Source organism: Sphingobacterium multivorum (assembly GCF_900457465.1).
Taxonomy (GTDB): Bacteria; Bacteroidota; Bacteroidia; order Sphingobacteriales; family Sphingobacteriaceae; genus Sphingobacterium; species Sphingobacterium multivorum.
In genome coordinates this window covers 658807-683377 of the sequence record NZ_UAUU01000011.1, presented here as the reverse complement: position 1 = coordinate 683377, position 24571 = coordinate 658807, and the positions used below count along the sequence as shown (strand labels likewise).

The 24571-nt window shown below is 40.5% G+C and carries 31 protein-coding genes and 2 pseudogenes; 27 read left to right on the top strand and 6 right to left on the bottom strand.

What is annotated here, in order from left to right; all coding sequences use genetic code 11:
• Window positions 1-56: 56 nt before the first annotated feature.
• Both DTA23_RS20055 and DTA23_RS20050 read right to left on the bottom strand, forming a co-directional pair.
• Window positions 57-1097, bottom strand: a complete 1041-nt coding sequence (locus tag DTA23_RS20055; RefSeq protein WP_112375823.1) for a linear amide C-N hydrolase — start codon at window positions 1095-1097, stop codon at window positions 57-59.
• A 173-nt stretch (window positions 1098-1270) separates the two neighbouring features.
• Window positions 1271-2104 (bottom strand): YgdI/YgdR family lipoprotein, encoded by an 834-nt coding sequence (locus DTA23_RS20050; RefSeq protein ID WP_146753145.1) that lies wholly within the window; start codon window positions 2102-2104, stop codon window positions 1271-1273.
• A gap of 328 nt (window positions 2105-2432) precedes the next feature.
• On the opposite strand from DTA23_RS20050, the gene DTA23_RS20045 reads away from it, so the two are divergent.
• The 6 genes from DTA23_RS20045 (at window position 2433) to DTA23_RS20020 (ending at window position 6032) form a co-directional block, all read left to right on the top strand.
• Window positions 2433-3218: a class I SAM-dependent methyltransferase gene (locus DTA23_RS20045; RefSeq protein WP_112375821.1), complete on the top strand. Its 786-nt coding sequence runs from the start codon at window positions 2433-2435 to the stop codon at window positions 3216-3218.
• The gene (locus DTA23_RS20040) at window positions 3199-3618 is read left to right on the top strand and encodes an alpha/beta fold hydrolase (RefSeq protein WP_112375820.1); all 420 of its coding nucleotides are present in this window, start codon (window positions 3199-3201) and stop codon (window positions 3616-3618) included. Before DTA23_RS20045 ends, DTA23_RS20040 begins: the two co-directional genes overlap by 20 nt.
• 69 nt (window positions 3619-3687) lie before the next feature.
• A complete protein-coding gene (locus DTA23_RS20035; protein ID WP_146753143.1) occupies window positions 3688-4020 on the top strand; it encodes an alpha/beta fold hydrolase family protein in 333 nt (110 codons plus the stop codon).
• A gap of 73 nt (window positions 4021-4093) precedes the next feature.
• On the top strand, window positions 4094-5017 hold the full coding sequence (locus DTA23_RS20030; protein ID WP_112375818.1) for a Dyp-type peroxidase: 924 nt from the start codon (window positions 4094-4096) through the stop codon (window positions 5015-5017).
• 112 nt (window positions 5018-5129) lie between these two features.
• Complete coding sequence (locus tag DTA23_RS20025; protein ID WP_112376532.1) at window positions 5130-5492, top strand: DUF4180 domain-containing protein; 363 nt, start codon at window positions 5130-5132, stop codon at window positions 5490-5492.
• A 3-nt stretch (window positions 5493-5495) separates the two neighbouring features.
• On the top strand, window positions 5496-6032 hold the full coding sequence (locus tag DTA23_RS20020) for a GNAT family N-acetyltransferase (protein ID WP_112375817.1): 537 nt from the start codon (window positions 5496-5498) through the stop codon (window positions 6030-6032).
• A 22-nt stretch (window positions 6033-6054) separates the two neighbouring features.
• On the opposite strand, the gene DTA23_RS20015 is transcribed toward DTA23_RS20020, so the two are convergent.
• Entirely contained in the window at window positions 6055-6504 is a 450-nt protein-coding gene (locus tag DTA23_RS20015; RefSeq protein ID WP_112375816.1) for a VOC family protein, read from the bottom strand.
• Window positions 6505-6526: 22 nt separating this feature from the next.
• On the bottom strand, window positions 6527-6979 hold the full coding sequence (locus DTA23_RS20010) for a GNAT family N-acetyltransferase (protein WP_112375815.1): 453 nt from the start codon (window positions 6977-6979) through the stop codon (window positions 6527-6529).
• Between the two features lie 119 nt (window positions 6980-7098).
• Between DTA23_RS20010 and DTA23_RS20005 the strand changes: the two genes are divergently transcribed.
• The 18 genes and pseudogenes from DTA23_RS20005 to DTA23_RS27870 all read left to right on the top strand — a co-directional run bounded on the left by DTA23_RS20005 (window position 7099) and on the right by DTA23_RS27870 (window position 19403).
• Window positions 7099-8274, top strand: coding sequence for an IS4 family transposase (locus DTA23_RS20005; protein WP_112375814.1), 1176 nt, complete (start codon window positions 7099-7101; stop codon window positions 8272-8274).
• A gap of 126 nt (window positions 8275-8400) precedes the next feature.
• Entirely contained in the window at window positions 8401-9039 is a 639-nt protein-coding gene (locus DTA23_RS20000; RefSeq protein WP_112375813.1) for an HdeD family acid-resistance protein, read from the top strand.
• Between the two features lie 152 nt (window positions 9040-9191).
• The gene (gene fabG, locus DTA23_RS19995; RefSeq protein ID WP_239468814.1) at window positions 9192-9875 is read left to right on the top strand and encodes a 3-oxoacyl-[acyl-carrier-protein] reductase; all 684 of its coding nucleotides are present in this window, start codon (window positions 9192-9194) and stop codon (window positions 9873-9875) included.
• Between the two features lie 178 nt (window positions 9876-10053).
• Window positions 10054-10803 carry a (Fe-S)-binding protein gene (locus tag DTA23_RS19990; protein ID WP_031503813.1) on the top strand — a complete coding sequence of 250 codons (750 nt, stop codon included), beginning with the start codon at window positions 10054-10056 and terminating at the stop codon, window positions 10801-10803.
• Between the two features lie 12 nt (window positions 10804-10815).
• Complete coding sequence (locus DTA23_RS19985) at window positions 10816-12786, top strand: LUD domain-containing protein (RefSeq protein ID WP_112375812.1); 1971 nt, start codon at window positions 10816-10818, stop codon at window positions 12784-12786.
• A 1-nt stretch (window position 12787) separates the two neighbouring features.
• Window positions 12788-13060, top strand: a complete 273-nt coding sequence (locus DTA23_RS27935) for a nucleoside phosphorylase-I family protein (RefSeq protein WP_218565424.1) — start codon at window positions 12788-12790, stop codon at window positions 13058-13060.
• Window positions 13061-13104: 44 nt separating this feature from the next.
• Window positions 13105-13338 (top strand): phosphorylase family protein, encoded by a 234-nt coding sequence (locus DTA23_RS27930; protein WP_218565423.1) that lies wholly within the window; start codon window positions 13105-13107, stop codon window positions 13336-13338.
• Between the two features lie 168 nt (window positions 13339-13506).
• Window positions 13507-14262: an IS4 family transposase gene (locus tag DTA23_RS27925; protein WP_370445161.1), complete on the top strand. Its 756-nt coding sequence runs from the start codon at window positions 13507-13509 to the stop codon at window positions 14260-14262.
• Window positions 14225-14743 carry a transposase gene (locus DTA23_RS27920; RefSeq protein ID WP_218565421.1) on the top strand — a complete coding sequence of 173 codons (519 nt, stop codon included), beginning with the start codon at window positions 14225-14227 and terminating at the stop codon, window positions 14741-14743. The genes DTA23_RS27925 and DTA23_RS27920 overlap by 38 nt, the downstream gene beginning before the upstream one ends.
• Before the next feature lie 212 nt (window positions 14744-14955).
• The gene (locus tag DTA23_RS27915) at window positions 14956-15285 is read left to right on the top strand and encodes a GNAT family N-acetyltransferase (protein WP_218565420.1); all 330 of its coding nucleotides are present in this window, start codon (window positions 14956-14958) and stop codon (window positions 15283-15285) included.
• The gene (locus DTA23_RS27910; RefSeq protein WP_218565419.1) at window positions 15225-15455 is read left to right on the top strand and encodes a GNAT family N-acetyltransferase; all 231 of its coding nucleotides are present in this window, start codon (window positions 15225-15227) and stop codon (window positions 15453-15455) included. The genes DTA23_RS27915 and DTA23_RS27910 overlap by 61 nt, the downstream gene beginning before the upstream one ends.
• Before the next feature lie 395 nt (window positions 15456-15850).
• The gene (locus tag DTA23_RS27905; protein WP_218565418.1) at window positions 15851-16501 is read left to right on the top strand and encodes a helix-turn-helix domain-containing protein; all 651 of its coding nucleotides are present in this window, start codon (window positions 15851-15853) and stop codon (window positions 16499-16501) included.
• Between the two features lie 15 nt (window positions 16502-16516).
• Window positions 16517-17498: pseudogene (locus tag DTA23_RS27900) on the top strand (oleate hydratase); the annotation flags it as partial.
• A gap of 8 nt (window positions 17499-17506) precedes the next feature.
• Window positions 17507-17716 carry an oleate hydratase gene (locus tag DTA23_RS30570; RefSeq protein ID WP_370445160.1) on the top strand — a complete coding sequence of 70 codons (210 nt, stop codon included), beginning with the start codon at window positions 17507-17509 and terminating at the stop codon, window positions 17714-17716.
• A 7-nt stretch (window positions 17717-17723) separates the two neighbouring features.
• Window positions 17724-17951 (top strand): oleate hydratase, encoded by a 228-nt coding sequence (locus tag DTA23_RS27890; RefSeq protein ID WP_218565480.1) that lies wholly within the window; start codon window positions 17724-17726, stop codon window positions 17949-17951.
• A pseudogene (locus DTA23_RS27880) lies at window positions 17888-18498 on the top strand (oleate hydratase). Before DTA23_RS27890 ends, DTA23_RS27880 begins: the two are co-directional and overlap by 64 nt.
• 15 nt (window positions 18499-18513) lie before the next feature.
• The gene (locus DTA23_RS27875; RefSeq protein ID WP_218565413.1) at window positions 18514-18993 is read left to right on the top strand and encodes a 3-hydroxyacyl-CoA dehydrogenase NAD-binding domain-containing protein; all 480 of its coding nucleotides are present in this window, start codon (window positions 18514-18516) and stop codon (window positions 18991-18993) included.
• Window positions 18994-19097: 104 nt separating this feature from the next.
• Complete coding sequence (locus tag DTA23_RS27870) at window positions 19098-19403, top strand: 3-hydroxyacyl-CoA dehydrogenase family protein (protein ID WP_256604693.1); 306 nt, start codon at window positions 19098-19100, stop codon at window positions 19401-19403.
• 81 nt (window positions 19404-19484) lie between these two features.
• Here the strand turns inward: DTA23_RS27870 and DTA23_RS19950 are convergent, their stop codons facing one another.
• Window positions 19485-20609, bottom strand: coding sequence for a serine hydrolase domain-containing protein (locus DTA23_RS19950; RefSeq protein ID WP_112375811.1), 1125 nt, complete (start codon window positions 20607-20609; stop codon window positions 19485-19487).
• Window positions 20610-20854: 245 nt separating this feature from the next.
• Here DTA23_RS19950 and DTA23_RS19945 point away from each other — a divergent pair, with 245 nt between their 5' ends.
• On the top strand, window positions 20855-21604 hold the full coding sequence (locus DTA23_RS19945; RefSeq protein ID WP_112375810.1) for a hypothetical protein: 750 nt from the start codon (window positions 20855-20857) through the stop codon (window positions 21602-21604).
• A 139-nt stretch (window positions 21605-21743) separates the two neighbouring features.
• On the opposite strand, the gene DTA23_RS19940 is transcribed toward DTA23_RS19945, so the two are convergent.
• Complete coding sequence (locus tag DTA23_RS19940) at window positions 21744-22268, bottom strand: DinB family protein (RefSeq protein ID WP_112376531.1); 525 nt, start codon at window positions 22266-22268, stop codon at window positions 21744-21746.
• A gap of 167 nt (window positions 22269-22435) precedes the next feature.
• Between DTA23_RS19940 and DTA23_RS19935 the strand changes: the two genes are divergently transcribed.
• Both DTA23_RS19935 and DTA23_RS19930 read left to right on the top strand, forming a co-directional pair.
• Entirely contained in the window at window positions 22436-23110 is a 675-nt protein-coding gene (locus tag DTA23_RS19935; RefSeq protein ID WP_112375809.1) for a response regulator transcription factor, read from the top strand.
• Between the two features lie 9 nt (window positions 23111-23119).
• Window positions 23120-24406, top strand: coding sequence for a sensor histidine kinase (locus tag DTA23_RS19930; protein ID WP_112375808.1), 1287 nt, complete (start codon window positions 23120-23122; stop codon window positions 24404-24406).
• The last annotated feature ends 165 nt before the right edge of the window (window positions 24407-24571 follow it).

Genomic DNA, 24571 nt, shown 5'->3' with positions numbered 1-24571 from the left:
TATAAAATCGCATAAATAAGGGCTTGTCCAAAAAGATTGGACAAGCCCGTTCTAATTTAAATACCCATAAATTTAAAGGGTTGGGCAGCCTTAAACAGCGTATTTGAAATGCCATTTATTGCCATCCCTTGTTTCATGTCCAACTTCATCGTTGGAGCACCTTTCTTTAAATCAAATTTAGCCAGATCCACCCACAACGTTCCCGGAACCAATACATTCTCAAAATAATAGACTTTATTCTTCTGATCAGCTACAGATCGCCACCGCGTAGAGGAAATATTAGGCTCCGTCTCGGAACTTATTCCAAATGGAACCGAGCAGTTTCGGATTACGCTGAAAACACTCGCAACAGAAAGCCGCAAATCATCTGTCTGCGGAATCGCATTAATGTAATAAGAAGCCCTCACAAAACGATCAGCAGCGCGGTTTGTTCCTGGAAGCATAATGGTTCCAGGAATTCCCTGCCAATACCTGTTTAGCGCAAGTTGATCTTCGAAGACAGGAGAATTTGTCATGACGGTATAAGCCGCATCGTGATGAATAACCAATTTCCCGTTAATGTATTCAAATATAGCGTTATCGCCTGTGGCATCTGAAAGCGATAAATGCACCGTCGTAAATTTGGTAGTGCCCGGGATATAATCACTTACAATCACAAATGGTTCATCCTTTAAGGCAGATACGGCTTCATTGACGGTCGCAAAATTATCCAAAACATATTGGGCCCAAGCCGAGATTGCAATACCTTTTTTTGGTCCCGCTGGATCAAATTTAGGATAAGTAGATTCGACAAGCCAGAGTACATTGGCCACTAATCCCTTTTCATTTAAACCATCGACCGTAGCAATGTCCCACGCACTGGAAACAACACTACCATATTGTGAAGTCCACTGCAATGACTGCGGCCCTACCTCCCCGCTTCTTGCTACGCCGCGCGGAAATACCCATAAATTGGCCGCGATATCGTCTCTCCAGTCCATACTTCTAGCTGTGATAACGGTCTGATTAGGTCCTTTATAAACAACGCGTGTACAGGATCGACCTTCGTTAGCAACAAAAAGAAAGACGATCAACATAAATTGTGCAAGATACTTCATATATATAGATTTTTTTAATAAGTGATACAGCTTTTTTGCCTTTGAGGATAAAAGGATCTAATATCTTAAACAATAATTCGGACTTATTGTTTGTCTAAGCTGTAACCGGCATGATTTAATCCGGCACAGCTTAGACGAGCATAAGCTACAGCAGTAGTAGATGGCTTTGGGTACTATTCAGTTGCTTTCGGGTCAATTGCTGCGGCCGCTGCAGTTAATGCCAAAGCACCCCCAACGATCATAGCCTCCTGTCCTTTTTTTTCCTTAACAGCCAGCACGTCTCCGCGCTTATTATACAGTTCTAGAATATTATTAAGTGCTACTGCACCGGTCTGCCAAAGCTGGACTGCATAAAATTTTTGCTCCGTAGTTTTAACAATAGCTTTACCATCTTCTAAAATCGAATAAGTCAAATAGCTACGTAAACTGTAAGGTGAATCAGCACCTTCAAATCGGGCTAGTTTTACCGCAAAACTTTCGCCACTCATATCATACATATACACTTTTTCTTTTTGGGATGATCGTACAATGGATTTAACATCGTTTTTAAAATCAAAATAATGCCCATCCACATAGGCATGCGGTGGGATAAGTACGACATCTTTAGGCAAACTTACCGACCCCGTGATATAACCGTTCACCCAAGTTTCGTTAAATATAGTGGATTTACTGGCGTTTATATCGGAAACCGAAGCATTCATCTTTCCATTAAAAGCAGCTTGTTCAGCAGAATAGCTTTGCGTTTTACCATTAATAACCATGGCCGAACTCTTAAGATCCCATAAGATCGGTTTATCGATTTTATTTTCTATCCGAAGGTAAATTCGACCATCTCTGTCGGCGAAGGAATAATCAATCTGTACCGTATCATTTTTAAATGAAAACGTTCCCTTGTCTTCGTCTTTTTTTACGTTCTCCCCATTGAACGTCATGAGATAGTTGGAAGAACAGGCTGAAAGAAAAACAGCACAATACATTAGCAGGAGAACTTTAAATACTTTTCGCATAATATCAGGATATCTTAGTGTAATTACACAGCACGATTGCTGTTGTATAACAATATAAAAAACTATTATTAAAAAAACAGCGAACCGACATAAAATAATTTCCTAATTAGGGTATTAATCGCAAAGTATCGCTGTTGCTATAAAATAGAAAATGATCATTATATCCTTCTTAATGGAGAATATGGTATTCGATTGATCGTAATCATAAACAAAGCAAGGAATATTCTCAACTGTTGGTCAGATTAGCGCGACAAAAACGATTAAACGAATAGAAGTTTTTTTAACCGGAAGGCAAAAGCTATATTTACAATCAACTAAACCCAATTCAATGAAAGAGAAATTTATCGACAGAAAAGATCAACAGGCCAATAAGATATTTGAAAGAAGGACACTATCCTCCGATTATAGAACGATTATTCCCTTACTGTCTCCTGGCATGGAAATCTTGGATGTGGGCTGTGGTACCGGAACACTCACGAATGAGGTCGCGACTTATATCGGTGACGGAACCATAATCGGGCTCGATAATACACAGCCTTTTATAGATAGTGGCAATGAACTATATGGCAACACCAAAAATCTAAGCCTGGTCTGCAGCAATATTTTTGATTATCAGCCTCCACATCCGTTCGACCTGATTATAACGGCGCGCACCATGCAATGGTTAAGTGATGTTCCCAGAGCATTAGGCTTATTTAAATCCTGGTTAAAACCTGGCGGACAAATCTCTATTTTAGACTACAATCATACCGCCATTGAATGGACCCCCGCTCCGCCAGAAAGCATGCGCACATTTTACCGCACTTTCCTGCAATGGAGAGCAGATGCAGGGATGAACAATCGTGTTGCTGATGAGGTCGCTGCACTGCTCCAGCAAGCAGGTTTCCATTCGGTTCAGGTTATCAATGCCGATCAGATCTACAAAAAAGGAGAAGCTAACTTTGATACCAATCTGGCCATCTGGAACAAAGTCGCCCAGTCGCGACAAATGGTTACGGAAGGGTATATCTCGGACGAACTTCGCTTACAGGCTATCGCCGAATACAGCCAATGGATCGAAACAGAAGCGAAAAGCATGACACTTAAAATGAACGATGTACGGGCTAAAGTATAATCTCCTTTTATTCGTTTTCCTCCTACTGACACTCCCCGGCCTGGCCGTAAAAGCACAGCTCAGGGATACCATGATCAATGTAGGCAACCACAACCTTCATTTTACTTTAATGGAGGGAAAAGGTATCCCCATTGTCTTTGAATCTGGAGGGGGAAATGATGCTTCCGTTTGGAGAAAGCTATTGGAACCCCTGTCCAGCAAATTGGGTGCACCGTTAATTACTTATGACCGGGCGGGCTTTGGAAAAAGTGAAATAGACACCGTTAACATTAGCTTGACAAATGAAGTAAAGGATCTTAAAACTGCCTTGCAGCAAATGGGCTATCGTGATCGGTACTTTTTTGTTGCCCACTCCTTCGGTGGTAACTATACGATGAAATTTATAACGACCAATCCCTGACAGGTTGTCGGCACCGTAATGATCGATATTGTCTCCCCTTATTTCATGACTATGGAGCGATCCAAATCATTGAAGAGAGAATATGCCAATGAGCTTGATCACATAAAAAAAGAAAGCTTAGGGTTCTATCACCTCGTTTTAAACTACGAAGCGTCAACGGCTGTTTTACATGAGGTTGCTGAAAAAATCAATGTCCCTATGACTGTCATTGGCTCAGGAAAATCACCTTTTGAAGAACCCGATCGCAGTTTATTTATTGCTGCCCTTAAAAAATTTGCTGATCAAAAAAGCAATAGACGTTATATTTTAGCCGAAAATGCGGAGCATCATGTCTTTTACGATGAACCGGATTTAGTTATTGATGAAATCGTCAAACTATATCAACAAACCGCATTCGAGTAATCAAAAAGTCTATCGCTAAAACCGATTTTATTTGTAGCTTAGCAATGCTGTACAACACACAACAACTTATCTTATGGATCATCAGGCCCAAAATGTCATCGATACACCGAGCAACAATACGGTGTTTATGGTATGGAATTTCCACGAAAATGTGGTCATTAAAGATGTCTTCCAACGCTTATGTGCATTGGTTGTCAATCTCAACAATTCGGCGCAGGTACGTTCAAACCTTGTAAAAGCAAGCGTGGTATTGGGCATAAGTCACCATGCCTGGAAAAAGCTTGAACTCAACGAACCTATGCCAAAGGAATTGGTTCCTTTCGAACCCATCATTGGTCAAAAACATGTTGCTGTGGCTACCCCCGGCGATGTACATTTCCATATTCGCGCTTATGAAAAAAGCTATTGCATTGACATGGCGACCGAAATAGCAGCCTTATTAAGTCCCGTTGCGGATTGCAAGGAGGAAGTTCATGGGTTCAGATATTGGGATGGCCGAAGTATCTTGGGCTTCGTCGACGGAACGGAAAATCCCCTTGGTGAGGATCGTGCTTTCTTTGGTATCGTTGGTGATGAGGATGCAGCCTATAAGGGTGGAAGCTATTTATTTGTGCAAAAATATATTCATGACATGAATGCCTGGCGTTCTTTACCCGTCGCCGATCAGGAAAAGGTCATCGGCAGAAGCAAAGCAAACGATATTGAGATGAGCGACGATGAAAAACCGGCCAATTCTCATTCGGCCTTGGCCAATGTCGGTGACGATTTAAAGATTGTTCGCGACAATATGCCTTTTGGGCAAATCGCAACAAATGAAATGGGAACCTACTTTATCGCTTATGCCAGCACATTCAGTACCCTACAATTGATGCTGAACAGAATGTTTATCGGTGAACCCGAAGGAAATTACGATAGAATACTAGACTTTAGTACAGCACATACCGGCTCCCTGTTCTTCTGTCCAACAATCAATATGCTGAAAGAATTTGCAGGTTAAAACCTATTTATCCGCTATCTCGGATCATTTTCAACAGCATATCCCACCGATGTGCAATGGATCATGGAATCTGATCCCACAAATATATTTTTCAAACGACACAACAAAAAAAATGGAAATCACTATTATTCAGCTAGGTGACGAAAACATTGCTGAAGTTACAGGTTCAGGCGTCTTTATCCATAATCTCGATGATGGTCTACAGATTATGGTCGACTGTGGCGCGCAAGAAGCATACAAAGCAATTATTTATCAAGAGAACATCACGGATGACTTCTTCGAACTTAAAACAAAACTTGCCGGTGAAATTCTTCAAAAATATACGCAGTATGGCTTTGACATTGCCATCGTTGGCGATTTCTCCAAATACAACAGCAAAAGTTTAATCGATTTTATCTACGAAAGCAATAAATCAAAAAAAATCAATTTTGTAGGTACGCGTGAAGAAGCGATAGCCAGATTTTCAAAACGTTAAACCATGCGCATTGATTCAGAAAGATTAGCGATTCGGCCCATCATGCCGGAAGACAGTCGGGCAATATTCGGGTATCGTTCAGATAAAGAAACCAATAAATACCAGGGCTGGATTCCAGACTCTTTGGCAGAAGTCGATGAATTTATAGCAAAAAACCCAAACACGTTCAATCTTCCAGAGTCCTGGTTTCAGCTCGTTATGACCGACAAAATAGCAAAGGCTGTAATCGGCGATATTGGCGTTCATTTTTTTGGTGCTGAACACCTGCAGGTGGAATTGGGCTGTACGATAAAAAAAGAATTCCAGCAACAGGGATATGCCAAAGAAGGACTGAAAACAGTTATAGAGGCCCTGTTCCGTCAGCATCATAAACATCGGATCACGGCCTCGGTAGCTCCAGAAAACAAGGCATCCAGGCAGCTCTTAACAAGTCTGGGATTTCGTCAGGAAGCTCATTTTGTAAAAAGCTATTTCCATAACGGTCAATGGGAAGATGATGTGGTCTTTGCTATCCTTGCCGAAGAGTGGAAATCAGCATAATAAGTCGCCCTTTCGCGACTTATTATGTTGTACGATCAATCCAATCGGCATAAGAAAGCACGCCCAATTCGGGCCTACCCTCCCCTTCCAAAACTGCGATAAACTCCAATTGGTTGCCATCCGGATCATTAAAGTATATGGCCAATGCAGGCATCCATGCAAAGACCATCGGTGCTTCGATCCCGTCCTTTAAAAAATTGTAGGGTGTCAGATCACGTTTTTTCAGATAATCCACGGCATAATTTAATATATCCGCTTTATTTGCGCTAAAAGCAAAATGTCTGGGTTGAAAGTTTGTTTCTTCCTGCCACAGGCCCAACATATAGTCTTTTCCGGTTCCAATCCATAGAAAAACAATGGGACGTGTCGGATCACGATGTGCCACACGTAATCCCAGTACCTCCGTATAAAATGCGATAGACTTAGCTAAATCCCGCACCTGAATATGCGTTTCGTATAAACCTTGTATCATGAGTTATTTCATTTTATTAAAATTATTTCGATCCATTAATAGCGCTCTCGTTATGTAAATGCAAAATCGGATAGGATTTCCCCATACCATCTACAGGTGAGCGTCCGATGAGCTGATATCCTTTTTTCAGATAAAAATCAACCGCCTGCTGGTTTTGCTCATTGACATCAACTTTATATACCTGAAGCTTATCCAGTACATGCTGTAGTGCCACAGTCCCGACACCTTTCCCCCTGTATGCTGAATCTACAAATAACATTTCCAGATTATCGTCGGAGACAGCGAAAAAAGCTGTAGGCTGTCCGTTGTCATCTATGACATATACCTTTAATTGTGGTAAATACTCGGTTTGGATCAGCCTCTTATATAACTGAAGATCCTCCTCCTTCAAAAAATCATGTGTCGCCCGAACCGAATTTTCCCAAATGTGCAGAATTGCTGCATAATCAGTTTCGCTTGCCGCTCTTATTTCCATAACTATTATCTCGCTCTAAAAAAATGTTTACGCGGTATCGCAGCAGAAAAGCATTCTTATAAAAACTTCCCGTCCGCTTTACAGAAAGGCAATGTAAGTTAAATTGGAGAACTAAAATCATGAAAAATTTAAATGTTTTTAGTCAGATTTTATCTCTTATCGACCGCGAATTATTCAAAGATTTGGTTTCAAAGCACAAAAGTGACAAACATCAGAAAGGGATCAACAGCTGGACGCATCTAGTCAGTATGCTTTTCTGTCATTTTTCCTCGGCAGATTCGGTTCGTGATATTAGTAACGGTCTACGCAGTACCACTGGTAATCTGAACCACTTAGGTGTAGTAAGAGCTCCAAGTAAGTCTAATATATCCTATATCAACACACACCGTACCCATGAACTTTTCAAAGATCTTTACTATTCTGTTTTGGATAGGCTTTGGCAAAAGGACACCCATTTTCGCAAAGATCTTGGTCAGCTAAAGCGTAAAGTATATCTGATGGATGCAAGCATCATCCCCTTATGTCTATCTGTATTTGACTGGGCAAAGTTTCGCAGCACCAAAGGTGCCGTAAAGCTGCACACTGTCTTGGATTATGATGGCTGCCTACCTGTTTTTATGCAGATTACCGATGGAAAAGTACATGAGAGCCAGCGAGCCGGTAGTTACAGTTTTTCCAAGGGAAGCGTGGTGGTAGTGGACCGTGGCTACGTGGATTACAGCTGGCTTGGGGATTTGGACAGCAGGGGGTGTTACTTCGTTACCAGGAGTAAAGTTAATATGAAGTACAAGGTTATCAAGTCCTATCAGAGTGAAGCACTCATGGAAAAGGGGATCCTTAAGGATGAGCTCATTGAGCTATCCGGTGCTGCCTGCAATAAATACAACGGCAAGCCGCTACGCCTAGTCCACTTTTGGGACAGCACCACTGGCAATGAGTACCACTTTTTGACCAATAATACGAAGTGGAAGGCTTCTTTGGTGGCAAACATCTATAAACAACGCTGGCATATCGAAGTCTTCTTCAAGCATATAAAGCAGCGCTTAAAAGTATCGACATTCATAGGGACTTCTGAAAATGCAGTGATGATCCAGATCTGGACTTCACTCATTGGCATATTACTGTTAAAATACTTACAAAAAAAGGCCAAATATGACTGGAACCTGTCCAATCTGGTCGCATTCATCAGAATGAATATCTTCGTGAAAATAAACATCTGGCAATGGATAGATGATCCCTTTCTCAGGCCGCCTATAAAAGGAAAAAAGGGACAGCTAAAGATCTTCGCAGATTGAAAAATAGGGGTCAATATCGAAATGATGAAAAAAGCTATGCTTGTACCACAGAAATCCAATCCTAAAATTTATTTAGGACACATATGAATGCACTACGAGTTAATTTAATTTCAAAAACATATTATTATGGGAACAACATTTTTTAAAACTATCAAAAACACAGTTAAGTATTGGTATTTACCTTTAATTGTAGGTATTTTACTGGTGATTATGGGATTGTACATGTTTAGCATTCCACAAGCCACTTACCTGTCTCTGGTGCTGTTTTTCAGTGCATCATTTTTGGTTTTCGGGATTATGGAACTTGTATTTGCAATACAAAACAAGGATAATCTGGACAATTGGGGCTGGTATCTGGTAGGTGCTTTGCTGGATCTTTTTGTAGGGATTATATTATTTTTTCAGCCGCAGGTGGCATTTGTTGCTTTGCCCTATTTTATTGGATTTTCATTGATGTTCCGTTCTGTACAGGGGATTGGTTTTGCCTTTGATCTCAAAAGCTATGGCGTTTTGCAGTGGGGGAATCTGGCGCTGATCAGTTTTCTTGGCCTTATCGGGTCTGTTATTCTTATTCTTAATCCTGTTTTAGCCGGAATTTCTCTGGTTGTTATAACAGCTGTGGCATTTATTTTTTCAGGTATCTCTGCAATAATTCTTGCATTCAATCTCAAAAAACTGAAAAACTATCCAAACAAAATCAGCAAAGAGTTGAAAGACAAAATTGAATCACTTAAAAATGAATATCATAATGAACTTAATAAATAAAACTTTTTTATAGGCATATTTATATTTTTTCTGAAGTCATGCACAATCGCCTCTTCATGGGTGATTGGTTTCCAAATCATGGCGATTTCATATATTTGTCTTTTAAAGATTAATTTATCTAACATTTCAAATGGGATTATTACAAGGTAAAGTTGCCATCATTACAGGCGCAACAAGAGGTATCGGGAAAGGCATTCACCTACGCCGGTTCTGTAGACAAAGCAAAAGCATTAGAATCAGAATTAAGTAATATTACAGAAATCAAAGGCTATCAGTCCGATGCGTCGGATTATGATGCTGCCCAAAAGCTGGTAGAAGATGTATTGGCAGAGTTTGGGACGATTGATATTCTGGTAAACAATGCCGGGATTACCAGAGATAATCTGATGTTAAGAATGTCCAAAGACGATTGGGATACGATTATCAAAGTTAATTTGGATTCTGTTTTTAACCTGACCAAAGCGGTTATCAAGCCAATGATGAAGGCCAAATCGGGCTCAATTATCAATATGACTTCTGTAGTAGGCGTTAAAGGGAATGCCGGGCAGGCCAATTATGCGGCTTCTAAAGCTGGTGTTATTGGTTTTTCTAAGTCGATTGCATTAGAATTAGGATCCAGAAATATCCGTTGCAATGCCGTGGCACCAGGTTTTATAGAAACCGAAATGACGGCCGCCCTTGATGAGAAAACCGTACAGGGATGGAGAGATGGTATCCCGTTGAAACGGGGTGGACAGCCGGAAGACGTGGCTAATGCCTGCGTTTTCTTAGCAAGTAATATGTCTTCCTACATCACCGGCCAGGTTCTGAATGTTGACGGCGGAATGCTGACATAATAGAATTTAATATTCAATAAAAAAGACTTTTGATTTCAAAGGTCTTTTTTATTGTCTTAATGCCAGGTAAATTATTTTTACTCAATATAAATAACCTCTCGTATAGGCTTTTTTCATCCTAAGCCTAATCAGGAAAAGAAGAAAAAGTGCTAATTTAGAGTTTCTATAAAATTTTGTAATGAAAGTAGCACTATTTATCCCCTGTTATATAGATCTGATTTACCCCAAAGTCGGTATTGCCACACTTGAGCTTTTGGAGCGATTGGGCGTAGAGGTCACAGTACCTTTGCAGCAGACTTGTTGTGGACAGCCTATGGCCAATGAGGGCGATCAGAAACATTCTATAAGGACAGAAACTCAGTTTTGTGAAAATTTTAAGGATTTGAATTTTGATTATATCGTTGGGCCGGCAGGGAGTTGTGTCAAGCACGTCAAGCTCCATATGGATGCAATTCCGCAAACCGAAACTGTTACAGAAATCCGTCACAAAACCATAGAATTAGTAGAGTTTTTACACGATGTTCTCAAGATAGAAGAATTCCCTTGGGCAGATTTCCAGCATACGGTGGCTATCCATAATTCCTGCAGTTCTATCCGCGGCTTACACATTGCATCCCGTTTTGAGTGGCAGGAACCTTACTTTAATAAAACCGAAGATCTGTTAAAGAAGGTGTCAGGAGTTAAAGTAGAAACGATTGACAGGCCACAAGAATGCTGTGGCTTTGGTGGGACGTTTTGTGTAACCGATGAAGCGGTGAGTGCCAAGATGGGGCAGGACAAAGTTGCTGATTATACAAGACATCAGGTCGAGTATGTAGTTTCGCCGGATATGTCTTGCCTGATGCATCAGGAAGGCATTGCCAAAAGAGAAAAGTCAGACCTCAAATTTGTACATATTGCTCAGGTTTTGAATAACGGACCATTCTAAAAATCACAAACAATGGGAAAAGTAAACGTAGAAGATAATGCGAGAAAATTCATCAAACAGGATGATATTCACGAGGCGCAACACGATAAAAATCTTTATAATACTATCATTAAACGTAGTAAAGTATCCTCTGAGATTCCGGAATGGGAAGAGCTTAGGAATCTGGCTTCGCAAATCAAGGAACATGCGCTGACGCATTTGGATCACTACATTGAACAGTTTGCAACAAAAGCAGAGGAAAACGGTATCACAGTTCATTTTGCAAAAGATGCCGATGAACATAATGCTATTGTTTTTGATATTTTGAATTCTCACGGCGCAAAGCGCATCATCAAAAGCAAATCGATGTTGCAGGAAGAATGCGGGATGACACCTTTTCTTGAAGAAAGAGGAATTGATGTCCTGGAGACCGATCTGGGTGAGCGAATCCAGCAACTATCAGACGAGCGCCCAAGTCATATTGTAATGCCTGCCATCCAAAAAACGACAGAAGATATTGCTAAACTATTTGCAGATAAAATTGGTACGGATCCCAACGATGATGATCCGCATTCTCTCGCAGAAGCAATGAGGAACAATGCCCGGCCCAAATTTTTGGTGGCAGATGCCGGGATGACAGGCGCCAATTTTGCCGTTGCCGAAACCGGTACTTTTGTAGTCTGTACTAATGAAGGTAATGCCGATCTTACTGCAAGCATTCCACCGCTTCATATTGCCAGTATTGGTATAGAAAAGATCCTGCCGAAGGTAGAAGATCTGGGTGTTTTTATCAGACTACTTTCCCGCAGTGCTTTAGGGACGCCGGCAACGCAGTATACTTCTCATTTTTCAGGCCCAAGAGAAGGATCTGAGATGCACATTGTACTCACAGATAATGGTAGGAGCAAACGATTGTCTATGGACAAATTCTGGCATTCTCTCAAATGTATCCGTTGTGGTGCCTGTATGAATACCTGCCCTGTGTATAGAAGGAGTGGCGGATTGTCTTATGGTGCTACTTATTCCGGCCCGATTGGGATTATTCTGGATCCTACTTTTGATGAAGACACCTATTCAGAATTACCTTTCCATTCATCGCTTTGCGGCTCCTGTACAGAGATCTGCCCCGTTCATATTAATATTTCGGACCAGATTATCGAGTGGCGAAAAGTGATGATGCATAAAAATAAAACACCTTTTGGCAGAAGGCTGGCATTTGCTGCTGCTGACCGAATGCTGGGCAGTGCAACTGCTTTTAAAATGATGGAAAAGACCACTTACAATATGCTGAATATTCTCCCAAAATCTCTATTGGAAAACAGCACGTTGGATCCTTGGGTAGAAGACCGTGAATTGCCTGACGTGAAAAAAGAAACCTTCAGAGACTGGTACAAAAAAACCGAAAAAACAATGACTAAAGAAGAATTACTGAGTTCGGTAAGAACCAATCTTGCTAACCGCGAAAAAGTGGATTATCCCGCCATCCCGGATTATAAAAAGCCAGGGACAGATCTTAAAGCTGTTTTTGAAATTAACGCCAAAATTGCTGCCGTCGATTTTTATGATGTCGCATCGGTAGAAGAAGCGCAGGAAATTATGCGAAAAAAGCTTCCTGATGCTAAGGTCACTTGCTCTGCAACGCCTGAATGGAGAGGGAATAAAGATATACACGTGCAAAAGCCCGCGGATCTTAATGATGTGGGTTTGGGTATTTTCCGTGCAGAGTTTGGTGTGGCGGAGATGGGAATGGTCTGGGTCACCGAAAAATCTCTGGTTACCAATTCATTAGGTTATTTATCTCAACACCTCGCTGTTTTGCTGGATCCTGAAGATTTGACCGAAAATATGCATACCGCCTACAAAAGAGTAGATTTTCCACACTCACATTATGGCTGTTTTGTGATGGGGCCATCTGCAACAGCGGACATCAGCGCCGTTTTGGTACACGGTGCACAGGGCGCACGGACATTGACTTTGTTCTTTCTGAAAAAAACTGTGCTCTAAAATGACAATTAACGGAAAGCTTTACAGCAACATCCTTTTGGTTTTTGCTCTGGAATCAGAAGCCGGAAAAGAATTTGATAGTTTTAATAAATTGTTTGTTGGTGTAGGAAAAATTAAAGCGACTTATCATCTTGTAAAAGCCATTCAAAAATCTAAGCCAGATCTCATAATCAATTTGGGAACAGCAGGAAGTACAGTTTTTGACAGAGGAACTATTGTTAACTGCAACCGTTTTATCCAGCGGGATATGGATGTAAGAGCATTGGGTTTTTAAGAAATTTGAGACGCCATTTTCTGATGAACCAATTCTTTTGGAATATGGAATTAAAACAAAGCCATCTCCCGAACGGGATCTGCGGTTCCGGCGACCAATTCGAAATGGAGCATATCAATCCTGAATATAATGTCATCGATATGGAAGCTTTTGCGTTGGCGAAAGTCGCTGAGCAGGAAAAAATCGATTTTCTATGTTTGAAATATATTTCTGATGGAGCAGACGGAAATGCTGCTGATGATTGGACACAAGAAGTCAAAAAGCTTCAATCGCATTAAAAAGAGAACTAGATAGTCGTTCCTTAACAAAACCCACTATTTAATTTATATTTAAAAACAGGATTAGAAAACAGCACTTGCGTCCTAAACGTTTAAAAAATGGCGGTGTTTTGATATAGCGAGATCGCTATATTTAAATCACAAAATTATAACACACCGCCATGATAAATTTTAAATGTTTTTAGTCAGATTTTATCTCTTATCGACCGCGAATTATTCAAAGATTTGGTTTCAAAGCACAAAAGTGACAAACATCAGAAAGGGATCAACAGCTGGACGCATCTAGTCAGTATGCTTTTCTGTCATTTTTCCTCGGCAGATTCGGTCCGGGATATTAGTAACGGTCTGCGCAGTACAACTGGTAACCTGAACCACTTAGGAGTAATAAGAGCTCCAAGTAAGTCCAATATATCCTATATCAACATACACCGTACGCATGAACTTTTCAAAGATCTTTATTTCTCTGTTTTGGAAAGGCTTTGGCAAAAGGACACCCATTTTCGCAAAGATCTTGGTCAGCTAAAGCGTAAAGTATATCTGATGGATGCAAGCATCTTCCCCTTATGTCTATCTGTATTTGACTGGGCAAAGTTTCGCAGCACCAAAGGTGCCGTAAAGCTGCACACTGTCTTGGATTATGATGGCTGCCTACCTGTTTTTATGCAGATTACCGATGGAAAAGTACATGAGAGCCAGCGAGCCGGTAGTTACAGTTTTTCCAAGGGAAGCGTGGTGGTAGTGGACCGTGGCTACGTGGATTACAGCTGGCTTGGGGATTTGGACAGCAGGGGGTGTTACTTCGTTACCAGGAGTAAAGTTAATATGAAGTACAAGGTTATCAAGTCCTATCAGAGTGAAGCACTCATGGAAAAGGGGATCCTTAAGGATGAGCTCATTGAGCTATCCCGGTGCTGCCTGCAATAAATACAACGGCAAGCCGCTACGCCTAGTCCACTTTTGGGACAGCACCACTGGCAATGAGTACCACTTTTTGACCAATAATACGAAGTGGAAGGCTTCTTTGGTGGCAAACATCTATAAACAACGCTGGCATATCGAAGTCTTCTTCAAGCATCTAAAGCAGCGCTTAAAAGTATCGACATTCATAGGGACTTCTGAAAATGCAGTGATGATCCAGATCTGGACTTCACTCATTGGCATATTACTGTTAAAATACTTACAAAAAAAGGCCAAATATGACTGGAACCTGTCCAATCTGGTCGCATTCATCAGAATGAATATCTTCGTGAAAATAAACATCTGGCAATGGATAGATGATCCCTTTCTCCAGGCCCCCTATAAAAGGAAAAAAGGGACAGCTAAAGATCTTCGCAGATTGAAAAATAGGGGTCAATATCGAAATGATGAAAAAAGCTATGCCTGTACCACAGAAATCCAATCCTAAAATTTATTTAGGACAGATGTGCTAAAATCACACTTGCGTCCTAAACGTTAAAAAGTGGCGGTGTTTGGATATAGCAAAGTTGCTATATTTAAATTGCAAAATTATAACACACCACCATGAAAAAGTTAAATAAGACAGAAAGATGATGATTTAGGTTCCGATAATTTGATTTCAGAAAAAACAACCTTATCTTGTAAATAAACGCATTGGCCATGTACAATACACTTCTATTCAAAAAATATCTCCCGGAAGATTTTGACGCTTTCCACGACTTGGTTAAAGCGGATGATGTCATGAAATACATTACCGGCAAAGGATTGTCCGAAGAGCAGGCCCGGAAAAAGTTCGATTCGATTCTAGCAATTAACCAGGATCCTGATTTAGGCTATTTTAAAGTAATCGAAGCGGATACGCTAAAGCTCTTAGGCGACTGTAAGCTTGTTAATTACAAAAAGATCCAAGTGTATTCGAAATTGGTTATTTGCTGCGCAAAGAACATTGGGGAAAGGGGCTGGGAACACAGATTTGTGAGTCGATGCTAGCCCTTGCCACAACATTAAATCCAGGTAAAGATGTGATTGGTATCATTGATCCCGATAACACCGCATCGAGACGACTACTGAACAAATTCGGATTCAAAAGTTTCTTCGTCGGGATAGAAGACGATATTGCCACAGAAAAACTCATGCGCAAACGGACAGCATCCGAATAAACAAAACCCATTCGAATATTTAAAACAATAGGAACTGTATATGCCCAAGCCGAACAAAAAGTCAATGAAGTTTAAGGTAAAAACAACTTATCACACACACGAAAGTCTTCAAGATACCTTATCATTCTTTTGGCGTAAATTGCCACCGCCCCTATTATATTTCTTCTGGAAATCCAATTTTTGAATACCCAAGCAATGCTTTTCGTATTGATTATTATGCCATCTGTATCTGTACGGCGGGCGATATCAATATTCAGGTAGACAATCAGGAATACCATATCTCGACAAATCACATCCTCGTATCCGCCCCAACACAATTTTCCGGTTTTCGCAGGTCAGCCCCGATTTTAGAATGAAGCTGCTCTTTTTTGATAAAGCATTCCTGCTTAAACATATTGTCAATCCCATTCTTTATCGAACAACTGGGGCTTTTTAAAAATTCAACCTTTACGATAGTCATTTCCCAAGACAAACAAATTGACAAGCTCTTAAAATTAATAGACTACCTCAAAGAAGTTACTTTAAGAACAACGCATTTTACAGCAGATATCATCCGCACGGTTATTTTCAATCTCCTGTTAGAAATCGCCGACGAATTGGTCTCTAAAGACCATAATACAACGGAAAGTGTACAAGAGACCAACAACCTGTTCTATAAGTTTACAGACCTGGTGCAGCGACATAGCAATCAATACAAAGAGGTACAATATTACGCCGACCAGTTATTTATTTCAAACAAATACCTTATTCAGGTTGTTAAAAGAGCATCAGGTAAAACGCCACATGAAATTATTGATGAGCATGTACTTAAAGAAGCCTATGTGCTGCTCGGGAATCCCGAAAAGACTATCTCAGAAATTTCTTATGAAATCGGATTTAATTCCATCTCAGCATTTGGGTCGTTTTTTTCAAAAAATACGCCACCTTATCGCCATCAGAGTACCGAAAGCGACAAAATATGTAGAAAGAGGAAATTCGGTAGAACAATAGCGAATTTGAGGGCACAAATGATTAAGGTGGTCTTAGTAACTTTACTCAAGAATTAAAAAAACATAAGAATCATGAAAGAAATCACCTCAAAATTCGACAAAGTATTAAATGCATCTGCTGAATATGGAAATGTAAATCATGAACCCGATTCAAGCAAAGAACAACAACGTAACACACCGAAAAAATCGATGCCCTTTTCTGATCAGATCGGAAATTATCAACGCAATAAAGGTATTCCACCAAAATCATATAAAGACAGTAAAATCTACATCGTCGGAAGCGGTATAGCAGGGATGTCTGCAGCCTACTATTTTATCCGAGATGGTCATGTTCCTGCTGAAAACATCACATTCCTTGAACAGCTCCATGTGGAAGGCGGCTCGTTAGATGGCGCCGGTAATGCAACCGACGGCTATGTCATCCGCGGTGGTAGGGAAATGGATATGACCTACGAAAATCTTTGGGATATGTTTCAGGACATTCCTGCATTGGAAATGCCTGCCCCCTACAGTGTTCTGGACGAGTACCGTTTGATCAATGACAACGACTCCAACTACTCCAAAGCAAGGCTTATTCATAAACTTGGTGAGATAAAAGACTTCAGCAAGTTTGGATTGGGCAAAATGGATCAGCTGGCCATCATTCGATTGCTCCTCAAAAATAAAGAAGATTTAGATGACTTAACCATCGAAGACTACTTCAGCGAGTCATTTTTATCCAGCAATTTCTGGACCTTCTGGCGTACCATGTTCGCTTTCGAAAACTGGCATAGTTTACTTGAGCTGAAATTGTACATGCACCGCTTTTTACATGCGATAGACGGATTGAATGATCTTTCATCACTCGTATTCCCGAAATACAATCAATACACACCTTTGTGACCCTTTGCGTAAAGTACTTCAAAGCAAAGGTGTAAACATTCGATTCAATGTATTGGTCAAAGACCTGGATATCCAAAGCAATACCGATGGAAAAGTTGTGGAGGCCCTGATTACAGAACAAGACGGTAAAGAGGTAAAAATTCCAATCGGAAAAGACGATTTCGTCATTGTGACAACCGGATCAATGACAGAAGATACCTTCTACGGGGACAACAAAATGCACCGATCATCGGTATCGACAATAGCAGCAGCGGTCAAAGTGCAGGCTGGAAACTCTGGAAAAATCTGGCTGCCAAATCCGCCATCTTTGGTAAACCCGAAAAGTTCTGCAGTAACATCGAAAAATCAGCATGGGAGTCTGCGACCCTAACATGTAAACTTCGGCTTTAGTCGAAAAATTAAAAGAATATTCGTCAACGACCCTTATTCCGGCAAAACTGTTACTGGCGGTATTATTACCATTACCGATTCCAATTGGTTGATGAGTTTCACCTGTAATAGACAGCCACACTTCCCTGGCCAACCGATGATGTTCTTGTCTTATGGGTATATGCTTTATTTATGGATAAAGAAGGAAATTACATCAAAAAGCCAATGCCACAATGTACGGGAGATGAAATTTTAGCCGAACTATGTCACCATTTGGGCATTATTGATCAACTGGACGATGTTATCAAAATACGATTGTACGTACGACATTTATGCCTTACATCACCTCGATGTTTATGCCAAGAGCAAAAGGCGACCGTCCGAGAGTCGTACCTGAAGGATGTAAAAACCTGGGCTTGATCGGTCAGTTTGTCGAAACCAACAACGACGTTGTCTTTACCATGGAAAGCTCGGTACGTACCGCACGTATTGCGGTATACGAACTGCTGAACTTAAACAAGCAGGTTCCGGATATCAATCCCCTACAATACGACATCCGCCATCTTTTGAAAGCAGCCAAAACATTAAATGATGACAAACCATTTGTGGGCGAAGGCTTACTACGTAAAATGCTAAAAGGCACTTATTTTGAACATATCCTGCCTATCGGTTCTGAGGAACAAGAAGACCATGAATCTTTCCTGACAGAGCAGATCACCAAATTCAAAGATTGGTTAAAAGGAATTAAGGATAAGGATCACAACCTGCGCCATGGTTCCGTGGCGCAGATTTTTACGAATTGAAAAAACAATAACATCATGGACTTTAAAAATATAACGATAGCTGGCAGTGGGGTTTTAGGCTATCAAATCGCTTTCCAAACAGCATTTCATGGCTATCATGTCACTGTATACGACATCAACGACGATGTATTAAAAAAAGCTGCAGCAAAATTTGATATTTTGGCGCAGGCATTCGAGAAAGATCTTCATGCGAGTAAAGAACAACTGGCTTCAACCTTTGACAGGCTCAGCTATAGTTCGGATCTTGCCGCGGCGGTAGCAAACGCAGATCTTCTTATCGAAGCTGTTCCCGAAAACCCAGCCATTAAAATTGGTTTCTATCAGGAGTTAGCGAAAGTCGCTCCGGAGAAAACCATTTTTGCCACAAACTCCTCAACCTTGCTACCAAGTCAATTTGCCCAAGAAACCGGCCGTCCCGAGAAGTTCCTTGCGCTACATTTGCCAATGAAATCTGGAAGCACATACAGCAGAAATTATGGGCATCGGTACAGATAAAAAGTATTTGAGCAGGTTGTAAACTTTGCAAAATCCATTGGTATGGTTGCCCTACCACTACATAAGGAGCAACCTGGCTATATTGTAAACTCCTTACTTGTCCCATTACTTTCGCGGCAACAGATCTTTTGGTCAACGAAGTGGCGGATGCCCAAACGATCGACAAAACCTGGATGGTTGCCACTGGAGCGCCAACAGGCCCCTTCGGCATACTCGATATCGTTGGCATCACAACAGCCTATAATATCAACAAAATGAGCGCCGATGCGACCAATGACCCCTTAAAGATCAAAACAGTAGCCTATCTCAAGGAGCATTTTATAGACAAAAACAAATTGGGCGTCGCTACTGGGGAAGGGTTCTATACCTATCCCAATCCGGCCTATCAATCGCCCGACTTTTTAAAATAGGTCTCTTCATGAACAATAAATCGTCGCAGCTTTACCTGTGACGATTTATTGTTTATGCTTATTTCAATCCGCGTCCCTCTTTCACTCATTCGCATATACTCCGTTCAACCATGCAAAAGTTGAGCGATGCTGCCCATTCAATACCGGTTTGCTGATATCCATTGTTTTAAGGATGGCATCAAAAGCTTCACCGATCATAAAATCATCACGATTGCTAAAGAGTGAAACCACAAGGTCTTTCTGTACATCGATATAAACGATATGATGAAACCCGGTAGATTCACCTGAATGAAACAGGATTTTGTGGCCTGCTTTTTTTTGAATAAACCAGCCGAAATGATACGCTATTCCATCCTTTACCGGGTAGGCCATTTGATCGAACAATTGCTCCAGTCCCGGCTGTATTAACCGATCTTTTACCAAAAAATTGGCCCATGTATGATATTCATCCGCAGATAGATAAACACCGCCATCCCCCTGTGTTGCACTTGTCACACTCTGATCGGCAAACAGGTAGGAACCTTCCGTCGGATGATAACCATAGACTCGTTCATCAACCGTCGTGCCCGGTTCATATACCAATCCCTTGCTAATGCCTATGGGTTCAAACAATTGACTTTTGACAAATGAAGCAAAGGATTTTTTCGCAACTTCCTCAACAATCAGCGATAAGAGACAATATCCCGTATTGCTATAACGGAACTGACTCCCCGAAGGGAAATATAAACGATCGGTCTGCCGGATATACATCAGCACATCCTTATCCGATACCTGATCTTTCCTTTCTTTCGGTATAAGCTCTTCATAGTCCCAGATTCCGGATGTATGTTGCAGAAGCTGCGCAACAGTAATACCCTTCAGCGCGACTGGCAGATCTTTAAAAAAAAGGGACAATGGGTCGTCTAGTTTTAAACGCTTTTGAATCACTAAGGTATATATCGCCTGTGCAGTCACCTGTTTGCTTACCGATGCTAGGCGAAAATGTGAACTGGATGTGATTGCACGTTTTTCCTTCAAATCTGCACGTCCAATTGCATAACGATAAATAAGACGACCATTTTGGCTAACTGCACAACTAATCCCCGGAGCTGCCGGGTCCTTGTAATAGCCTGCAATGGTGCTATCCAATTTTGATTTATCCATTTTTTGTCCCATAACAGCACTTGTTACACAGATCAAAATAAAACTCAGTTTTAGGTTTATCATATTTTATACCGCACATTTCGGTTTATATTGTCAGCCTACTGAAAGGCACAGCGTATTAAATCAATTTGATCTTATTGCTTTTCAAAAATGTACCCTTCAAAAATCGAAATTTTCTTGCAATGCCCGGGTGTTTTTATTGATTTTTATTTATTTCTTTTAATTTTGCTTTTATGCTTCATTTCTCATGAAGTCGAACTGATCCGGAATCCTTCCCTCAGTTCTTCATTAAAAAATCACGACAGACTATGTTTTTTATTTTCAGTATCTACGACTTTGTATTAGCAGAAAAAACGGTAACAGCGACCTTAAAAAAAGAAAACGCGCCACGAAATTTCACCTTACAGATTATTACGCCAGCCCGTCGGTTTATAGGCCTACCTTTTGGCGGTGGATTTGTTAAACTTTCCAGACTTTACGACGAACAAGGAAAATTGATTCACGCGCGGAATTATTCAGATGAATTAAAAGCCGAGATCAAAGCGTTCAAAAGTCAGTATAGCATCCCCTATTTTCAGTTATGGAAAGGATTTCTAATTGTCACTGCGGCAATCCTTATCTGGGCAGTCATTTATGGGGTAAAGAATAAATTGGGCAATCAACAACGGGAAAAAGAAGTCGGTCAGATGGTTGATAATTTGAAGCAACTAAAGGCAGGTCAACTTTATGGCGCTACTTTTTTTACCGATCAGGACGGTAACAGTATAAATGGACTTCCTGCAGGTTGGATAAAAATAGATAAAATACTGGGCGACACTATTTTTATACATCGTTCAAAGCAGCTCGACACAAATTCGGCACTTTTTGACATGAAGAACATTGCTTCGTTCAGGCCCCAATCGACCGATGAATGGCAGGAAAAAACGGAAAAAATAGATTTAAATCTATTGAAAAAACAGCTCGAGGATGCTGCGACAAAAAAAGTCGATCTGCTCTATATCGGTAAAGACCACGAGAAATATTCAGGTGTTATATTGACGATAAAAGGTAGCGAGTAAACCTTATTTCTAGGTATAAACAACGTATTGACTTTTCAGCGCAGACAGATCATGCGGCTGGGTCCATACTTAAAAACTCAAGATCGGACGTTTTAAGCAGCGGCCGATCTTGAGTTTTTTAAGTACTGGATTTTTTCTTTTAGTACTGGATTTTTTCGTCAATATCGTATTTCATGCCTGGATAGTGCAGCAACCTTCGCATCAAGGCAATCTGACCGGCAAGATAATCTTCCCGTCCGATACACATCCCTATGAAATTTAGCTTGTCCTCCTCAATAAAAGGGATATTCATATTCATTTTAAATAGTTCAGCCAGCTGCGTATCGTCCACTTGCAGCAAAGCAGCATAGACTTTCGGTGATATCGATATAAAATTTTCTTTTAATTCCTGCACACTGGGATAGTGATAACTTTCATCGAGTGTCTTTCCCATAAAAAATAGCTCATGGTAAGGATCATTTTCCTGAAGCCCAAGAACATGTGCCATTGCATAACGCACATTTACAAAATTACCTGCCATCCATACGATATGGTTGGTCTGTCCATCAATTCGTTTTAATGCATCTTCTTCCGAAACGCCATCCAACGCATTCAGAAAAATTTGACTGTGCATGCGATAAGCAGGAATGATGATTTCTAATTTTAATGATTTCGGTTTATCCATTTCGTTTTGATTTTTTTTAAACACTAAATAACTGATTTATACTAAAATTACACGTTTCAATAGCGATTACACTTGTCGTAGGACAAGAAATAAAAATGAACAAAATTGATAGATCATTGCGAAATAAATTCTAAATTTCTACTAAATTGAAATTCTATCTTTACCACATGAAGATTTTGATCATAGAAGACGAATTGGAGCTGGCCAAAAGCATCGCAACATACCTTAGCGAGCAACAGTATTTATGCGAATTTGCGCCAACTTTGCAGGATGCTCTGGACAAAATTCAGTTATACCAGTACGACTGTATCTTACTGGACATCGGCCTACCAGATGGAAATGGTCTGAAACTACTCGAAGAGTTGAAGACGCAGCGAAAGCAGGACGGTGTGATCATCATTTCTGCAAAAAATGCATTGGACGACAAAATTCATGGACTACAACTGGGGGCCGACGATTATCTGACCAAACCTTTCCATTTATCTGAACTCACAGCACGAATCTATTCCCTGATCCGTCGGAAACCATTCAACAGCTCAAATATTGTTGTGCAAAATGAAATACAGATTGATCTACTGGCAAAAACTGTTATTGTCAATGATCTTCCTGTTGTATTGACCAAAAAAGAGTTCGATCTGCTGATGTTTTTTATCGGCAACAAAAATAAAGTAATTTCAAAAAGCACCTTAGCGGAACACTTGTCTGGCGACATTGCTGATATGCTCGATAACCATGACTTTGTCTATGCCCATGTCAAAAATTTAAAAAAGAAACTACAGGACGCCGGAAGTCAACCCTATATCAAAACGGTATACGGTACGGGCTACAAATGGGAAAATTAAAATAGTAAGATGAAACCCCTACTGAGCAAAATAACGACCCCATTTCTACTCTATGTATTGATCGTACTAGGTGTCAGCATTCCTGTTTATTATTTTGTAATCGACGGGATATGGAAAAGTGAATTAGACGAACATAACGAAATTATCGTCAAGAAAACAACCTACGAGCTGAACAGTTTAAAACTGTCCGAAGACAAGCTCCAAGCCAGCATCGCTTTATGGAATAGCATACAACCTGAAACGAATATACATCAAGTAAAACCGGGCGATTTATTGCAAGATAGCGTGTATACCATCGAAAAACCGCAGCGTTTTGTCGAGCCAAAGACAATCGACCGATTTAGATGCCTATCATCTGTCATTCAGATCAATGGTGCGCCTTATCGTTTTACCGTACAAACAAATATTGAAGAATCTGTAGAAACCATCGCCGCCATCGCCGCAACAACACTGTTTTTCTTTGTTATCTTGGTCATTGGTTTACTTATTATCTCCAGAAAAATATCACTTAGGCTCTGGAAACCATTTCGAGATACTGTTGATAAATTGAAGGCATTTAATCTCAATAGTCAACAACAGGTTGACTTTCAGCAAACGGACACCATAGAGTTCCATGAGCTTAATCAATCCTTATCCAAGCTTCTTGAAAAAAACCTGGCCGTATACCGATCACAAAAGGAATTCACTGAAAATGCTTCTCATGAATTGCAAACACCCTTGGCAATCCTAAAAAATAAGTTAGATATCTTATTGCAGTACCCTGATCTAAGTGATGAGCAATACCAGCTCTTTGAAGATATGCATAAAGCGCTTTCACGTAGCACGCGAATCAACCGCAACCTGCTGCTGCTCGCCAAGATTGACAATAGTCAATTCGATCATTCCGAAAAAATCAGTATGGACTCGCTTGTTACACAAAGTATTGAAGTCATGCAAGAACATCTGGAGCTAAAACAGCTACAGCTGCAACAAGAGATCCAACCGTCGGTGCTGCTGACAGGAAACAGCAGTCTGACCGAAATCCTGATCAACAACCTACTCCTGAACGCCATACGTTACAGCAATGCCAACGATACACTTGCTGTACATCTCAATCAAACTTCTTTAACGGTATATAATCCCGGTTCAATGCCCTTAGATAAAATACTTTTATTCAAACGGTTTTCCAAACTTTCGAAAAACAGCCAAGGCAGTGGTTTAGGATTGGCAATTATTACCGAAATCGCCCGGTATCAAGGCTGGAATGTTGATTATCAATTTGAAAATAATCAACATATTTTTTCCATTCATTTTTAAAATTCCAAAAGTAGTCCTATTCTACGATCAATAACAGACATTAGGTAAGTGATGTCATCGCAGGACCGTGTAGAAAGTTTTATTTGCATATCCGTGTAAATTTAGCGTAGTTTGATACATTTGTAGGGACAATGCATGGATAGCCCATGATTTGGTATCATAGAT

Coding starts and splice junctions, on each gene's coding strand:
- DTA23_RS20010 (WP_112375815.1), bottom strand. CDS start 6,979: ATGGAAATAAGAGCGGCAAGCGAAACTGATTATGCAGCAATTCTGCAC.
- DTA23_RS27920 (WP_218565421.1), top strand. CDS start 14,225: ATGAGCTCATTGAGCTATCCCGGTGCTGCCTGCAATAAATACAACGGC.
- DTA23_RS20025 (WP_112376532.1), top strand. CDS start 5,130: ATGGAAATCACTATTATTCAGCTAGGTGACGAAAACATTGCTGAAGTT.
- DTA23_RS27935 (WP_218565424.1), top strand. CDS start 12,788: ATGACAATTAACGGAAAGCTTTACAGCAACATCCTTTTGGTTTTTGCT.
- DTA23_RS20000 (WP_112375813.1), top strand. CDS start 8,401: ATGGGAACAACATTTTTTAAAACTATCAAAAACACAGTTAAGTATTGG.
- DTA23_RS20020 (WP_112375817.1), top strand. CDS start 5,496: ATGCGCATTGATTCAGAAAGATTAGCGATTCGGCCCATCATGCCGGAA.
- DTA23_RS19985 (WP_112375812.1), top strand. CDS start 10,816: ATGGGAAAAGTAAACGTAGAAGATAATGCGAGAAAATTCATCAAACAG.
- DTA23_RS20055 (WP_112375823.1), bottom strand. CDS start 1,097: ATGAAGTATCTTGCACAATTTATGTTGATCGTCTTTCTTTTTGTTGCT.
- DTA23_RS19945 (WP_112375810.1), top strand. CDS start 20,855: ATGTTTTTTATTTTCAGTATCTACGACTTTGTATTAGCAGAAAAAACG.
- DTA23_RS19990 (WP_031503813.1), top strand. CDS start 10,054: ATGAAAGTAGCACTATTTATCCCCTGTTATATAGATCTGATTTACCCC.
- DTA23_RS20040 (WP_112375820.1), top strand. CDS start 3,199: ATGTACGGGCTAAAGTATAATCTCCTTTTATTCGTTTTCCTCCTACTG.
- DTA23_RS19930 (WP_112375808.1), top strand. CDS start 23,120: ATGAAACCCCTACTGAGCAAAATAACGACCCCATTTCTACTCTATGTA.
- DTA23_RS27915 (WP_218565420.1), top strand. CDS start 14,956: ATGTACAATACACTTCTATTCAAAAAATATCTCCCGGAAGATTTTGAC.
- DTA23_RS20015 (WP_112375816.1), bottom strand. CDS start 6,504: ATGATACAAGGTTTATACGAAACGCATATTCAGGTGCGGGATTTAGCT.
- DTA23_RS19935 (WP_112375809.1), top strand. CDS start 22,436: ATGAAGATTTTGATCATAGAAGACGAATTGGAGCTGGCCAAAAGCATC.
- DTA23_RS19950 (WP_112375811.1), bottom strand. CDS start 20,609: ATGATAAACCTAAAACTGAGTTTTATTTTGATCTGTGTAACAAGTGCT.
- DTA23_RS20050 (WP_146753145.1), bottom strand. CDS start 2,104: ATGCGAAAAGTATTTAAAGTTCTCCTGCTAATGTATTGTGCTGTTTTT.
- DTA23_RS19940 (WP_112376531.1), bottom strand. CDS start 22,268: ATGGATAAACCGAAATCATTAAAATTAGAAATCATCATTCCTGCTTAT.
- DTA23_RS20030 (WP_112375818.1), top strand. CDS start 4,094: ATGGATCATCAGGCCCAAAATGTCATCGATACACCGAGCAACAATACG.
- DTA23_RS20005 (WP_112375814.1), top strand. CDS start 7,099: ATGAAAAATTTAAATGTTTTTAGTCAGATTTTATCTCTTATCGACCGC.
- DTA23_RS20045 (WP_112375821.1), top strand. CDS start 2,433: ATGAAAGAGAAATTTATCGACAGAAAAGATCAACAGGCCAATAAGATA.
- DTA23_RS27875 (WP_218565413.1), top strand. CDS start 18,514: ATGGACTTTAAAAATATAACGATAGCTGGCAGTGGGGTTTTAGGCTAT.
- DTA23_RS27930 (WP_218565423.1), top strand. CDS start 13,105: ATGGAATTAAAACAAAGCCATCTCCCGAACGGGATCTGCGGTTCCGGC.